Origin of the sequence: Pedobacter sp. GSP4 (genome assembly GCF_051857575.1) — a bacterium.
In the GTDB taxonomy this organism is placed as follows: Bacteria; Bacteroidota; Bacteroidia; order Sphingobacteriales; family Sphingobacteriaceae; genus Pedobacter.
The window spans coordinates 355447-370682 of the sequence record NZ_JBPZIR010000004.1; the positions used below are offsets into that span (position 1 = coordinate 355447).

At 39.6% G+C, this 15236-nt stretch carries 14 protein-coding genes and 1 tRNA gene; 9 read left to right on the plus strand and 6 right to left on the minus strand.

What is annotated here, in order from left to right; all coding sequences use genetic code 11:
* Positions 1 to 15: 15 nt before the first annotated feature.
* The 8 genes from ACS5PU_RS12385 (at position 16) to ACS5PU_RS12420 (ending at position 6376) form a co-directional block, all read left to right on the plus strand.
* Positions 16 to 543: a sigma-70 family RNA polymerase sigma factor gene (locus ACS5PU_RS12385; RefSeq protein WP_439459482.1), complete on the plus strand. Its 528-nt coding sequence runs from the start codon at positions 16 to 18 to the stop codon at positions 541 to 543.
* A gap of 949 nt (positions 544 to 1492) precedes the next feature.
* Positions 1493 to 2239, plus strand: a complete 747-nt coding sequence (locus ACS5PU_RS12390) for a hypothetical protein (RefSeq protein WP_439459483.1) — start codon at positions 1493 to 1495, stop codon at positions 2237 to 2239.
* Positions 2240 to 2351: 112 nt separating this feature from the next.
* Positions 2352 to 2624: a helix-turn-helix domain-containing protein gene (locus ACS5PU_RS12395; RefSeq protein WP_439459484.1), complete on the plus strand. Its 273-nt coding sequence runs from the start codon at positions 2352 to 2354 to the stop codon at positions 2622 to 2624.
* Positions 2625 to 3289: 665 nt separating this feature from the next.
* On the plus strand, positions 3290 to 3871 hold the full coding sequence (locus tag ACS5PU_RS12400) for a BfmA/BtgA family mobilization protein (protein ID WP_439459485.1): 582 nt from the start codon (positions 3290 to 3292) through the stop codon (positions 3869 to 3871).
* 3 nt (positions 3872 to 3874) lie between these two features.
* Positions 3875 to 4852 carry a DUF5712 family protein gene (locus tag ACS5PU_RS12405; protein ID WP_439459486.1) on the plus strand — a complete coding sequence of 326 codons (978 nt, stop codon included), beginning with the start codon at positions 3875 to 3877 and terminating at the stop codon, positions 4850 to 4852.
* Positions 4853 to 4875: 23 nt separating this feature from the next.
* Positions 4876 to 5238 carry a hypothetical protein gene (locus tag ACS5PU_RS12410; RefSeq protein WP_439459487.1) on the plus strand — a complete coding sequence of 121 codons (363 nt, stop codon included), beginning with the start codon at positions 4876 to 4878 and terminating at the stop codon, positions 5236 to 5238.
* 25 nt (positions 5239 to 5263) lie between these two features.
* A complete protein-coding gene (locus ACS5PU_RS12415) occupies positions 5264 to 5662 on the plus strand; it encodes a hypothetical protein (RefSeq protein WP_439459488.1) in 399 nt (132 codons plus the stop codon).
* Positions 5663 to 6376, plus strand: a complete 714-nt coding sequence (locus tag ACS5PU_RS12420; RefSeq protein WP_439459489.1) for a zeta toxin family protein — start codon at positions 5663 to 5665, stop codon at positions 6374 to 6376.
* 451 nt (positions 6377 to 6827) lie between these two features.
* On the opposite strand, the gene ACS5PU_RS12425 is transcribed toward ACS5PU_RS12420, so the two are convergent.
* The 6 genes from ACS5PU_RS12425 to ACS5PU_RS12450 form a co-directional block, all read right to left on the minus strand.
* Complete coding sequence (locus tag ACS5PU_RS12425) at positions 6828 to 7370, minus strand: ORF6N domain-containing protein (protein WP_439459490.1); 543 nt, start codon at positions 7368 to 7370, stop codon at positions 6828 to 6830.
* On the minus strand, positions 7357 to 8601 hold the full coding sequence (locus ACS5PU_RS12430; protein ID WP_439459491.1) for a site-specific integrase: 1245 nt from the start codon (positions 8599 to 8601) through the stop codon (positions 7357 to 7359). Before ACS5PU_RS12430 ends, ACS5PU_RS12425 begins: the two co-directional genes overlap by 14 nt.
* Positions 8602 to 8876: 275 nt before the next feature.
* Positions 8877 to 8964: transfer RNA gene (locus ACS5PU_RS12435), tRNA-Ser, on the minus strand.
* Positions 8965 to 9136: 172 nt separating this feature from the next.
* A complete protein-coding gene (locus tag ACS5PU_RS12440; RefSeq protein WP_439459492.1) occupies positions 9137 to 9583 on the minus strand; it encodes a DoxX family protein in 447 nt (148 codons plus the stop codon).
* 296 nt (positions 9584 to 9879) lie between these two features.
* Complete coding sequence (locus tag ACS5PU_RS12445) at positions 9880 to 10704, minus strand: response regulator transcription factor (protein WP_439459493.1); 825 nt, start codon at positions 10702 to 10704, stop codon at positions 9880 to 9882.
* Positions 10689 to 13862 (minus strand): ligand-binding sensor domain-containing protein, encoded by a 3174-nt coding sequence (locus ACS5PU_RS12450; RefSeq protein ID WP_439459494.1) that lies wholly within the window; start codon positions 13860 to 13862, stop codon positions 10689 to 10691. Before ACS5PU_RS12450 ends, ACS5PU_RS12445 begins: the two co-directional genes overlap by 16 nt.
* Positions 13863 to 14260: 398 nt before the next feature.
* Between ACS5PU_RS12450 and ACS5PU_RS12455 the strand changes: the two genes are divergently transcribed.
* A complete protein-coding gene (locus tag ACS5PU_RS12455) occupies positions 14261 to 15226 on the plus strand; it encodes a glycoside hydrolase family 43 protein (RefSeq protein WP_439459495.1) in 966 nt (321 codons plus the stop codon).
* Positions 15227 to 15236 lie beyond the last annotated feature (10 nt).

Sequence of the window (15236 nt, forward strand, 5' to 3'; positions counted from 1 at the left end):
ATATTTAGATAAAAAATGGAAATTTTGCAAAGCCCAACCAATGGAAATCTTCAACGCCTAGCTTTCGAAGAGCTACTCGTGTCCCAATTGGAAGTACTGAAAGAAATGGCAGTGCATTTTGTCCGGGATCAGCAGGAAATCGAAGATCTTTGCCAGGATACACTGCTCAAGGCACTACGTTTTTACGAAAAATTTGATATGGATACCTGCATCCGCAAATGGCTGTTTACCATCATGAGAAATATATTTATTAATTTGGTAAACAGGGCTTCAAGGGGGCGGAACATTGATCTCGCGTTACAGAGTGAAATGAAGGGAAAATATGCTGAAAATATGGTTTTTTTTAACCTCACCGAGAATGATATCGAAGACGCTATAAGGAGACTGGCACCAGCAGTTCGAGAGCCAATAAGGATGTTCAATGCTGGATATAAATACCGGGAGATTGCGGAGGCAAGAGCTTTGCCCATTGGCACGGTAAAAACAAGGATTAGGACAGCTAGGATTTTCCTAGAACGAATATTCTTGGCCTCATCAGATTGATATTGATGCGTCTTTTTGGTTGGGGTAACTAAAATAAAATGATTTCAAATATTTCCTGATAGCTGGATTTAAAATACAATCATATAAGGTCGGTAGATTCAAATTTTAAAGTCTATCCATCTATTTGTTGGCGTTTGAGTGAAAATATTAGAGTTTCTTATCCGTTGGTAATAAAAGTTAAAAAAAGCAACAAAGAAAAAGGCAAATATTGTAAACTAGAAATCTTAAAGATGCCTTAAGCACGCATGTAAATGAGAAATCGTTTATGATGCACACGAGTGCAGCCGAATAAAAATGTAGCCTTCTGAAAGCAATTTTAAGGTTTTGGCTTGGGAAGCGAAACTTAACCATCTTCGTGTATTCCATTTTTAGATTTTTTTTTGGCAGCTTCGAGCAGTAAATCTTTGAACTTCTACACTACGGATGTAACTTTCAAAAACACAACTAAGTTCAAGATGGATAACGTCTTCGTTGGCTTCAAGTGATCTAAATCCTACAATGAAATGGATTAAATCGAAGAGCCGTAAGGAAATGGATTTGTTATATATCATATATAGTAATGAATTCAGCTGTTTATTATTAAGTAGGCGAGGTAAATTTGTAGCGAAATATAGTTGCTTTCGGTTTCTTACTTAGATCTTGTAAAGGAATTGAATAAAAAAGGTCTAAAAAAGCTGATATTCGATTTAGGCAACACTAAATAATGCAAGCTAGACAACTAGAAGGTCTTGATATGAAACAGGAGTAAGTATTTTATTGAAATACTTAAGATGTTTATCCTGCAATGATGAATCGACACTATGTGTTTGTTGTCTCCGCGTTGACTATTTACAGTTGATGGATAATCAATTTAGTAGAGACTATTAATCCGTGAAAAATAAACCATCGCTTGTAATTTTTTTAAGTTAAATTTATCTAAAGTCCTGAAGATTCATTTAATAATATGCTGATGAGAGTTGATTTTTTTAAAACACGTGAACGCTTTGATTTTTTTCCTCATCCCTATGATATTGGCAATCTGTTCGGTCCCTGGAAGCGAAATGCTGATAGTCATTTTCTGTTAAAGCTTTATAAGTTAGACGCGGGCAAGTATGCCGAATATTATGCATATCACCTTAATCATACCATAAAAAACCGCGTTGCCGGGGAGGAAGAGTTTTTCAGGCAGTTATGGCACCTAACAGAAACCAGAATCAACTATTTGCAGAGTAAGAATCCTCATGGCAGTGACCACGAGCAAAATTTAATTAGAATAGGGAAATTAAAACAATTTCAAGGATTTCTAAATGGAATCGATAAATGGAACGCCAGGCCGGCGGCGCTTGTGATTGAAGAGAAAGACCTGATTATCCAAAAACATCTTAATGAGATAGGTAAATTAAAACAACAGGTTGCCGAGTTGACCCAATACGAAGTAAAACAAAAAATCAGTATTGAAGATGAACATCTGCCAACTTTGATCGATCTCCTGCAACAGATGCGTAATTTAAAGTTACCGTCGGATAGACTATTGCTTAGATGCGATCACAAGATAACTTACGCCAAAATCATTGCCAAATACTTCAGCCATGGCGAAAAAGACATTCCGGTAGAAACCGCCAGGAATTACTTTGTTGAAAAGGCGGGAGATATTCCATCTAAAGGAACTTTTATTTATCCGGACCAGCAATTGTTTAAAATTGTAAGCATCAAATAGAAAACAGTATCCAGTATACATTTTAGACATGACCAGCACAATGCACTGGTCATGGTATCTGCCTATTACCATCAGATCTTTGCTAAAGAATTAATTAGTAAGGAGGTAATTTATGCAATTAGAAATCTTAACAGAAGCTGATCTCCAAAAGTTTAAAATTGAACTTTTTGATGAGCTAAAAAAAATGAATGCGGGTATTTACGTAGCATCTGATCAAAGGAAATGGCTACGGAGTGCAGAGGTTCGGCAATTATTAAAAATCTCCGCAGGTACGCTACAAAACCTACGTATCAACCGTACACTGCCATTTAAAAAAGTTGGCAGTATCTGTTATTATGCTTACGCAGATATCGAAAAACTTATGGGAAAGGGAGGGGAAATATGATTGATACCTCAAAAATTCATCTTGACTTTATAAAACAGTCGGAAGCTAAGAGAAGTATCCTGCCGAGCCATATCAGTCTCTTCACTGCAATGGTGATTTGCTGCCAAAAACAGGGGCAGAAGAGTCCATTTAGAATTACGCGTAGAGAGTTGATGTCACTTTCTGCTATCCGCTCATTTAATACCTATCATAAATGTCTCAGGGAACTGGTCAACCAGGGATGGATAGACTATAATCCAAGCTACAATACGATTACAGCTAGCCAAATCAGCTTTAACAGTGTTGTGCCGAAATAGGTGTTAGGTGCATAGCCTTTCATGTGAATATGCAATACTGGGATTGGGAGAATCATTTCTCTCGCATACCTATAGTTTTGTTTTCTGTATAGCTATAGAAAGGTTATACATTACGCTGAAAAGTCCTTTTTCATTTTCAGAAAAAGGAGCAAGCCGAAGTGGGGCAAAGCCCTACTTTCCTTGCCCATTTGCGTCGCAAATAGGGTTTTGGTTCTCCTCCGGGGAGAACTTGCCCCATTGAGGGCTATTTAAGACAGGATTATGGGAGAATAGCAGATCTCCTGTAAGGATAAAGGAAAGTAGTCTCCGAGTAAGCAGATGGGTTTCACGAATAACAGGCTATATTTTAGGATATAAAGAATAATAACGATGACAGCGCAGACCAAAACCTTTACCAAAACGGTCAGGTTCACCGAAACTACAAATACTAAATTCAACACGCTAGCTTTAAAATTAGGCCGGGATAAACGAACTGTGTTTGAACAGATGGTAGATTATTTCTACAAGAGTAAAAAAGACCCTTTAGACCTGAATGATGAGCTTTTAAAAAATACTCTCCTGAAAAATCATAATAGTTATATCAGTTTTATCAAGAGCCAGGAAGCTGACCTCTTAATCCCTACAAAAAGAGAAATTGGACGCGTGGTCACCGCTTTAGGTAAGGTGCTTGACGCATTCAATACCGAAGTGCTCAGGCATAATGAGTTGCAGATCCAGGGTCTAAAGCTTATTGAGAACAAACAGGACTTACAGGTACAGAAGTTTGTAAAGATTGATTCTCTAATGAAGACTGTTGAGCTCAAACTGGATACAAAGGATGAACTGAAAGCCAAATTCCTTCATATACTGGATAACTACATTCAGATCAGGGATACCTTCGGAATCACTACGCCGGGAATCAAGAGGCAGGAGCTTGTGGACACCTGTAAAGCACAGATTAGAAAGCTGTAGAATATGTTTATTAATATTACAGATACCATAACAGCCGATAATAGGGGAAGTAGTGGAGCCTTGGTCAATTATCTGGAAAAGGAAAACAGGATATATAATAAACAGGAAGAACGCTGGTTTAACCACCATGGAAAAGATTTTGAACCTTTCGAGGTCAGGCGAACCATTGACGGTAATGTTGCCAAACTTAGTAAAAAAGATCCCAAATTTTTCCTGATCAATATTAGTCCAAGCCAGAAGGAAATCAAACACCTGATAGACAGACATGGGGAAAATAATTTCAGGGACAAGTTAAAAGACTATGCAGTTAAGGTGATGGATGAATATGCCCGTAACTTTAAACGTCATGGGATTAATAGTAGCAAAGACCTGGTATGGTTTGCTAAACTGGAAAACCATAGATATTACGGGCATAAGGATAAGGAAATAAAAGACGGAACCAAGCGTCGGGGCGAACTCAAAACGGGCAATCAGGTTCACGTGCAAGTGATTGTAAGCCGAAAAGACCTGACCAATAAGATTAAACTCAGTCCGATGAACAACTCACAGGGCAAGAATGAGCAGCATTCCAAAAAAGTAGGACAATTTAAACGTACTGCGTTTATCCAATCCGGTGAGCGCCTGTTTGATCAGTTTTTTAAATATGAAAGGAACCTGAACGAAACAATGGCCTACGCGGTGGCAGAAAAGAACGGGAACCTGAACCAGCGCGAACAACTGGATATGCTCCGGCAAGGATCAGCCACAAATTACCAGTCCCGGTCCATTGCCAGGGAACTGATCAAAGATGTGGTTGAAGGTATGTTTCAAACTACTACCGATATGCTCGGCACTGTTGGCAAAACCGTAGGTAATTTTCTGGAAATATTGCTTGAACCCACATTTGTGCCTGCCGAATCTAATCCCGTTGGGAGTATGCGCAAAAAAAGGAAGAAAAAGAAAGGCCAGACCCAGGATCAATCCCATGGCCAAAGCATGTAATAATTAACCTTTAATCAGACAATATGAGCACAGAACAGCAGCAGATCGAAAAGATCTTTAAGACGCAAGAGATACAGGCAGAAAGAATAAAACTTCTTGAATCTAGAGTACCGGAGTACCCGACATTAAGGGTGCCGGATTATACACATGACCTGCAAATGGTCAGGGAAAGTATTGACCGCTTTCTGGCAAGTAACCATCAGAAAAATATGGATGACATCGTGTTGCAGATCAGAGGGATAGTATCACGCATTCCAAATACGATAAACGTAAAGAACCACCATCATTTCGCTAAAGCGACTAAACGGGTTGTGATAGCTTTTCTGGTTCTTGTTACCTGCCTTGCATTTACAATTTGGTTGGCTTATTATTTTTATAAACACTGACCCATTATTCTAAACTTGATAAAATATGAGAAATTCCGTAAATTTGAATGTCCCAGATTTTCAGCCGTTAGCGTTAAGCATCTATGTTGATGCAATGGAAACCCCACAGGGTGTACTTGTATTACTCAGTGACTGGCCAAAGCTCAAATCTGCAATAGACCCCAACAGTCCTTTTTATAAACTTATGGCCAAATTAACATTTGTACCCTTTCACGAGCGCACATTGCAGGAAAAATCAGAATTCCTCGATGCCCGTATACGTGAAGTGGAGAAGGCCAATCTGGAAAAGGGTTCTTTCATCACCTATCAAAATGAACTGTGTACAAGTCCTGATCTGTTCGTAAATGAATATTCGGATCGCAGAGAGCTTGTCAGTGTGGATGCCAAAACAGGCATTATAAAGGTGATTGCTAAACTGGACTAAATGAAGCCTTTACAGTTGTATGTTTTGAGCGGCCCCAATGGAGCCGGCAAATCAACCCTGTCTGAAACTTTTGTACCACCGGGTACAGATATATTTGATGGGGATAAGGAACTTGCTATTTTGAAACACAAATATCCAATGACAGATAGCGGAACATTGTATGAGTCGGCAAATGAATATGTGTTTCAGGCAAGAAAAAACAGGGCGATCACTGCCGGAACGGATTTTGCATTTGAAACCAATTTCAGGACCGAAGGAGTAATGAAAACTGTTGCCCAGTTTAAAGAGAGGGGATATCAGATCAACCTAATTTTTATTGGGTTGCCATCGGTACAGGCATCAATAAACAGGGTTGATATGAGGGTTAAGGCTGGTGGACACTTTGTGGATGCAGAAAACGTCAATAAAAATTATGCCAGGGGACTGGAAAACCTGATCAAATTCTACGACAGGTTTGATACCGTGGATATCATGCAAAGTAATATCGGTGAAAATGAATCCTTTAAAATATCTTCTTTAATGACGATAAAACAGGGTATTATTACCGCAAGGGCACAGGATTTACCTGACTGGGTGAATAAGATTCCGGAAACAATAGAGCTCAAACACCAGCAGAAGATACAGGCCGAGCTTAATTTACAACGGGAAAAACAGGAAGAATTAAGGAAGGCTCAGGAACGAGGAAATAATTTGGGGCCTGGCAGGGGTATGTAGTCATGCAGAATGCAATCTGCTATAGCGTCTTTCAAATAACGATTTGAAAGGCATCAAATGTGATAGTCGTTACCAGATCTGAAGGTTGGCAGTTTTTACCAATTTTCCGATCGAATTTCTAATTCTTTTTTTGAGATCGTTAATTTATCCTTTGCTTTTTGATCTTTAAAGCTTGGTTCCTCTGTCTGTTTTCACTGTTCATCCTTTCTACCCAAAATCTTTTGTTTGAGTATAAGCCCACCGCACATTGCGGCCTGCGGAACCCTTAAGCTCAATCCCCCGCTGTTCCCGCTTTTTCGCATATACGGAGAAATTTTCCTGATACCATATTGTCAATATACAGCAACTGTACGTTGTAATAACCTTGAGTTTGTTTGCAGAGATTGAATATCCTGTTTACTTAAGAATTCAAGGTGCCATAACGGCCCCTTGAATTTTTCAAAGAAACATCTTAAAGATCGTCTGGCTTAAATCCAATACGCTTTCTCGGGGGATTGGGTTTTTCTTTGCTCTCCAACAATTCGTCGAGGTAACGGAATACGATTTCCATGTTTTTATCTTGGTTGGTCAATTTTTTCTTGATTTTTTCGAGCTCTATTCGGAACTCCATATTGTCAGAAAGCAAAAGTCGCATTTTGGTGAAAATTCGCATGATCTGAATGTTCACACTAATTGCCCGATCGCTGGAAAGGATGCCGGAAAGCATCGCTACGCCCGCTTCGGTAAATACATTGGGTGCCTGGCGCCTTCCTCCCCAGCTTGCTGTTCCATTTTGGAAGAGCAAGTTCTTGAATTCATCATCATTTAACCTAAACATAAAATCCTCCGGGAACCTTTTTATGTTTCTGGACACTGCCTTATTTAAATTTCCTGTTGTTACCATGTAAAGTTCTGCAAGGTCTTCATCCAGCATCACCTTCTGTCCCCTGATTATGTAGATCCGGTTGATAATTAGTTCATCAGCTACGTTGGCCATTTTATTACTTTCTCCCATGCTCAGTTAATTTAGTACATAAAACCTTTTGGTTGAAGTTAATAGGCTCATAGCTGGACTTTGCTTTCAATTTGGCCATATCTGCACTTACTTTAATATCCAGCATTTTTGCATAGTGCTGTGTAGTTTTGATATTGGTATGCCCCAACATTTTCGATATACTTTCTATTGGTACCCCATTCAGCATTGTCACCGTTGTTGCGAAAGTATGCCTGGCGATATGGAAGGTGATTTGCTTCTTGATACCGCAGATATCGGCTATTTCCTTGAGATAGCTATTCATCTTCTGATTACTGCAGACTGGAAAAATTACTCCCGTTATTTCGCAAATTTGATTGTTCCTGTACCGCTCAATCAACGTGATCGCCGTAGGTAGAAGTGGGATGCGTGAGGGAATATTTGTTTTTTGTCTTTTTATCGAAATCCATTTTTCTCCATCAATCCCCTGGATAATATCATCATGCTTGAGCTGTTTCACGTCAATATAGGCAAGCCCTGTAAAGCAGGAGAAGAGGAAAATATCCCGTATCTGTTCCAGTCGATCACTGACCATTGCTTTGCTGGCTATAATACTGATCTCGTTTTCGGTAAGATATTCCCTTTCAACTGGTTTAACTTTATATTTATAATTTAAAAACGGATTAACAGACATCCATTCGTTGGCAAGGCAAATCCTGATAATTTTTCCAAAATTTTTTAAATACTTTACAGCTGAGTTATTGTTGCATTTGCGTACTGCTCTCAAATAAAAATCATACTCACTTATAAATTGATGGTTGATTTTCTTTAAGGGTACATCACTCACTTTATATTTCCATTGTAGAAAATTAATTGTGTGCTTGAGGGATGTGCGGTATCTTTCAGCTGTTCCAGGGGTATATTCACTACCTACCAGAATTTCAACTTTGCGGTTGTGTTCCTCAAAAACACTAACCAGTGTAATTGGTGTTTCTTCTTTTCCCAAAAACCTGTCGCGGATGATATCGGCTGTGATAATTTCATCTTTCTGGACAAGCTGACGATGGATTTCGTAAACCTTGGATTTTAGATCGGTCAGATATGCGTTTAGGGTTCGGGACTCTTCCGTTTTTCCGGACGATCTACCTGCCGAAATACTCCATTTCTCCGGTTCGCAGGAGCGTCCTGTAGTAATTTCAGAACGCCTTCCGTCCACCGTAATCCGCATGTAGATGTCTACAGGGCCGTTTTTGTAACTTTTTCTCTTCTTCAAGTAAAAGAGTAAACTCAAATTAATTTTCATAATGACTCACCTTAAAGTGTAACAAATCTAGCTTTGCAGTCATTAAAAATCAAGATGTATATCTTCGGAACATGCTGATGATTAGCGTTTTATGTCGTTTCGAGTGCGCACTTTTCAAAATTGAATTTACTCACCGAATTGCTCACCTCAAGTATGCTATTTTATGCATATTTTGGTGCTTCCGAAAATTAAAAAAGCCCGCTATCATACGATTTGCGGGCTTTTGTAAGGTTTTGAACCATTTTTGGCGGAGAGCGAGGGATTCGAACCCCCGGACCTGTTACAGTCAACAGTTTTCAAGACTGCCGCATTCGACCACTCTGCCAGCTCTCCGCTGCAAAAGTACGAACTTGAAGCATATCTGCAAACCTTTTCCAATCAAATATTTTAATTAATATTTTATGCCTTGCTAATCATTTAGTTAGCCGAGCTAAAAAAACAAAAAGCATCAATATTTAGCTCAAGATAGCCCTATTTTGATGCTTTTCAATAGGTGTATAATCAGCTAAACCGCTTGTTTAGGGTAAATTTTCTCCCGCTCTACCGATAAAATTCCATTTCCTTCTATTGCAAAACAAACCAATCCGATCAGTACCGAAACCGAAAACCAAAATTCTGCATAAGGTTTAAAAATGCCGGCGGAACTATTGATGAAAAATACAGCGCCTATAAGTATGGGCAAATTAATGATGCAGAATAAACGGGTATGTGTGCCCAGTGCAATGCAAAAACCGCCAATTATGTGCATTACTATAATTAAATGGGCCAGTATACTAATGCTTACAGCAGTACCTAAAAAGGCACCCCTCATCAGGTTGCTAAAAGCCTGCATGTTAACGTAAAAATCAATCCCCTTCCAGATTAAAATGAGGCCCAATAAGATTCTAAAATAGTCTAACCATTTTGGATGATGATGATCACCCCAGTTTTGGATTTTCTTTAGCAAGTTCATAACTTCTATATTTTGGTTAGAACAATTTACATATAATAAAGGATAATAACAATGCTTACATAAAGTGTTGAATTTGAGGGAGATTTATTAAATTTTTTATTCAGGTTTAGCACAATTAACCATACAAGTAATGTAAGTTGAACGTATGCCTATATGCCCTTATATTTATATGCTAAACGAATCTAGATATAAGCTTAAATGCGCTTATGTGCCTTATATGGTAAAATGAATGTTGCCCTTGAGCATGGTAAATTACCTCCCGTTTTCTTTGTGTTTCAATGCCCAACTGAGTAATATTAGCCTTTCATTTTCTCTGCGGCCTTACTGTTTAGGTAATCGCTGGGCGACATGCCGAACTGCTTGGCGAAATTGCGGCCAAAATGCGATTGCGAGCTGTAGCCAACCATTTCCGAAATTTCATAAATCTTTAACATCCCCTCACTTAAAAATTCAGCAGCCTTTTTTAACCGGGCCAGGTTAATCAGCTCATTCGGACTGAGGTTGGAGATGGATTTAATTTTCCGGTAAAGGGTGGGACGGCTCATGTTCATTTTTTCTGCCACCTGTTCTACATCCAGATCGGGGTTACTGATGTTTTTATTAATGGTATCCTGAAGTTTTTCCAGAAAATGCTCATCCGCTTTTGAATAGGCCATGCTTTTAATGTGGAGCAATGGCGAGCTCGAAAAATATTCTTTAATCTTGTTCCTGTTTTTGATCAAACTCGAAATCTGTACCTGTAAAAACTCCGGCGAAAAGGGTTTTTCTACATAGGCATCGGCGCCAAGTTCCAAGCCTTCTATCTTGGATTGTAAAGAGTTTTTGGCCGTAAGCAGAATTACCGGGATATGGCTAAACTCCAGCGTAGATTTTATTTTTGCGCAAAGTTCAAAACCATCCATTTCTGGCATCATTACATCACTGATGACGAGCTGGACAATTTCCCGGTGTAAAATTGCTAAAGCTTCTATCCCGTTTCTGGCCTGTAGAACATGGTATTTTTCTTCCAGGTCATCAGATATGAAATCAAGTATATCTTCATTATCATCTACGAGCAATACCACAGATCGTTCTACTTCCTTGCTGCCTTTTATCGCGAGCGTACTTACAGTTTCTTCCATTTTCCGTTCAGGTTAAATTCAATGAGTTGATGGACTGGCAGTTCCAATACAAATATATTAAAATCATGGTGATTAAAATCTACATAAAGTTCACCACTGTGCAGCTGTGCTAACGATTTTGAGATTGATAGGCCAATACCGGTACCTGTTTGTATTTCAGTTTCTTTCGCCCTAAAAAAGGGCTCAAAAATTTTGTCTTTAAGTTCTGCCGGAATCCGGTTGCCGTCGTTTTTAACCAATATCTTAAACTTACCTTCAGCAGCAACATTTTCTAAGCGCAATACCACCGTTGTTTTTCCGTATTTAATCGCATTATCGGTAAGGTTACTGATTATTTTATAAAATGCCTCTACATCAATATAAGCGTGCAGTTGTTCTTCGGGCAGTTCAATCCTGTATTCGATATTTTTCTCCTCGGCAGCAGGCTGAAACTGCAGATACACATCTTTCAAAATTTCTGATATATCTGCTTTTACAAAGTTGAGGGAGAAATCGCTGGTTTCTGTTTTTCTAAAATCAAGCAGCTGATTGGTCAGTTTCAACAACCTATCTGTATTGCGGCCCATTATCCGCAGACTTTTTTCAATAGCGGGCACTGCGTTAGCCTGTTTGAGCAGTTTTTCCATGGGGCCGATAATCAGGGTAAGGGGTGTTCTGATTTCGTGTGCTACATTGGTAAAGAATTCTATTTTGGCCTGGTATACCTCTTTTTGCTTTTCGTGTTCAAAAACTTCCATCCGCCTGCTGTTTTTCAGTGCAGTTTTACGGTGGTAGCGCTGTACCAGAAAGAAAATCAAACTTCCTGCGGCAAGCAGATAAAGGAGATAGGCATATGAGCTAAGATAAAATGGCGGACTAATCCTAATCAACAGCTTGGCATTTTTAGTGCTCCAGGCATTGCTTCCCTCAACCAGTGCTTTAACCTCGAAAGTATATTTGCCCGGTGCAAGTTTGGTAAAGTAAATCTTCCGGTTTGTTTTTAAATACTCCCAGTTTTTGTATAAGCCGGTCATTTTATAAGCATACTCTGTCATTTCGGGAGAGAGGTAGCTCAAAGCGGCAAAATCAATACTGAAAGATGACTGATTGTAGTTAAGATCGATAGTGTCGATGTAAGCAATAGATTTATCTAGCTTAAAACCTGCGCTTTTTCCACCCGTTTCCGAACTGTTGAGCTGAAAGCCGGTTAAAAAAACACGCGTTTCGTAACTGCTGGTTTTAAAACTTTTCGGATTAAAGCTGATAAGTCCTTTTACACTGCCAAAATACATGCGCCCGTCTTTATCCTTATAGGCCGAACTGTAATTAAACTGATCGGTAAGCAGGCCATTTGCCCGGGTATAGGTTTTGCTAGAACCGGTTGAAGGATCGAAATGGATAAGCCCTCTGGTACTGCTGATCCAGAATTTATGTGCAGCATCTTCTTCAACCCTAAACAGGTAATTGCTGGGGAAACCATTTTTTACCCCAAACCTGGTAAAATCATCCGTTTTTTTATTGTACCTGCAAAGTCCGCCGCCATCGGTTGTAATCCAGATGTTTTTTCCACTGTCTTCAAAAATGCTGTTTACCGTATTATGGCCCAGGCTTTTGGTATGGACAGGGTTATTGCGGTAATTTTTGAAGCCCGGTTTTGATAAACTAAAACGGAACAGGCCATCGTTAAAACTCCCTGCCCAGATGTTGCCCTCACTATCTTCGGTTACCGAATCGTAAAAAATAAAGGGCAGGCCTGCAATCGCATCAAAATCATCGCGCTGTCTGTTATAGCGGTAAATGCCGTTTATGGTGGCTACAATGATTTCGCCCGCTCGCGTTTTGCAAAAAGTAACAATAAAATTGGTGCGCAGCGAATTGCCTATCCCTGCCTGGTAATGCCTGATCACTTTTTCGCTTTTAAGATCAAAAAGATCCAGTCCATGCTCAAAAGTACCGATCCAAAGTTTATCGCCATCAACCAAAAGCCCGTGTATGTTGGAATAAGAAATGCTTCCTTTTTTCCCATCGGGAAGGAAATGCTTAAAAAGTCCGGTATTTATATCCAGTTTGTTTAAGCCGGCATCTTCCGTTCCAATCCAGAAATTTCCGGCATTATCCCTCGTAATTTCCCTAACATCATTTCCACTAATGGCATTGCTGCCTTTTTGAGGGAAATATTTGGTAAACAGCGAGGTGTGGCTCGAATAATAGTTCAGGCCGCCAAAATACGAGCCCGTCCATACACCGCCTTCACGGTCGGTACAAATCGTATAAATGGCATTATCGCTTAAAGAATAATCGTTGTTATACTGTTTTGTGATATGAGTAACCTGTTCTGTTTCATCGTTGTACACGTAAATGCCAGATTCGGTCCCTATCCAGAATTCGTGGGCAGCTGTTTGTTTTATGTCCCTTACAAAAATGGGCGTTTGGTCGCTATTTAGGGTTACAATGTTTTTTGACTGCAAGGTAGCCGGATTAAAAAGTTTAACCCCTTGGTTGGTTGTCCCGATCAGTAGCTCACCTTTGCTGGTTTCGGCAATTTTAGCTACCCAGCCATATTGGGCTTTTTTATCCTTCCCATTGATGTTGAAACTCTGAAAATTATGGTATTTGGCATTATATTTTTCTACCGTTCCCCTTCCTGTGCTGATCCAGATACTTCCGTTTTTCAATTTTGCAACGGATGAGGCATCAAAAGGAGCGTTACTGGTAAAAGCATAGGTCTTTTTTGTGCTTTTATGGTACAGGTATATTTTAAACGAAGAGAGAATCCATAAATTCCCTTTGTCATCACTTCCTAGGTCGATAATACGCATCCCCTTGGTAGAGGCAATGGGAGTAAAATGCTCTGTAGCCGGATGATATTGATAAACACCATCGTTGGTACCTACCCACAAGGTTTGGTTTCCATCATGGTGCAGGGCATAAATCAGGTCGTTGCCCAGGCTGCCCGGCTGATCGGCATCGTGGCGGTAGGTTTTAAAAGCATAGCCATCGAACCGGTTTAAACCATCTTTGGTTCCAAACCACATAAAGCCATTCTGATCCTGCACACTGCAAAAAGCAGTATTGTTTGATAGGCCGTTCTCTACCTGGTAGCGCCTGAAATAATAGGGCTGGGCCAAAAGCAGATTAGCCGAAAACACGAGGATGAAAAGGATAAAGAGTTTTTTCAATGGATTTTGGTCAGCGGTTTCAAATATATTAAAGATATGCTTTGCTTTTATCCAAAATTGAATTTGAGAAGATCAGTAGAAAGATCGAGCCAGACTGGTTTTGCACTCCTCAGCTAAATCGTATTTGCATGTTGCAAGGAGGATGTTAGAGCAGGGCGATTGTATCGCCATAATTGATTTATTATAGTTTCATATTGCAAAATAGGCCTCTTATGTCCGCTGTTTAAACGATGACAATAATTCCTTATCTCCATACAAATTGATACAAAATGAGGAAAGATTGATACAAATCCATAACCCTCCGAGAAGCTAAAAACCGAATCTTTGGATAAGAAATAAATAGAACTAACCAAATCTATAACCTTCATGAACATTAACCCAACCAAATTGTACATCATTTGAAACTTTTACTCTGCCTGCTCATATGCACCATTGTATATCCAACCGCAGCAACAGCCCAAATGAAAACAGAGGACGATAGCACCATTTACCTGGCCGATCCAACCATCATTTTAGATAATGGCACCTATTACCTGTATGGAACCAGTAGTAATGAGGGCTTTTTGGTCTATTCATCAACCAATCTTAAAAATTGGTCGGCGCCGGTGGGTAAAAAAGATGGCTTCGCATTAAAAAAAGGAGATTCCTTTGGCAGTACAGGTTTTTGGGCTCCGCAGGTATTTAAACGCGGAAAAACTTACTTTATGGCTTATACCGCCAACGAGCAGATTGCAATTGCCAAAAGCGATAACCCTTTGGGTCCCTTTAAACAGGATGTTCTAAAAGCAATTTCGGGCAGTACAAAGCAGATCGATCCTTTTGTGTTCACCGATAGCGATGGGAAAAACTATCTTTATCATGTACGGCTGGAAAAAGGTAACCGTATTTTTGTGGCCCAAATGAATAGCGATCTTTCCGATATTATCCCACAAACCGAAAAAGAATGCCTATCGGGTAAGGAGAACTGGGAAAATACGGCTAAAACAGATTGGCCTGTTACCGAAGGGCCAACGGTGCTAAAAAAGGACAATTTATATTACCTGTTTTATTCGGTAAACGATTTTAGGAATCCCGATTATGCTGTTGGCTATGCCACTTCATCATCTCCCTTTGGGCCATGGGTAAAATACAAGGTCAATCCCATTATCAGCAAAGCGCTTATAAAACAGAACGGTACTGGGCATGGCGATTTTTTTACAGATAAAAAGGGGCAGCTGCAGTATGTGTTCCATACCCATTACTCCGATAAAAAAGTTTCGCCCAGGGCAACGGCTATTATCGCAGCTAAATTTGTGAAAAATGACAGCGGTAGTTACCGCATGGAGGTTGAGCCTGCAACATTTAGCATTTTAAAAAGTAAATAAACCAATGCGT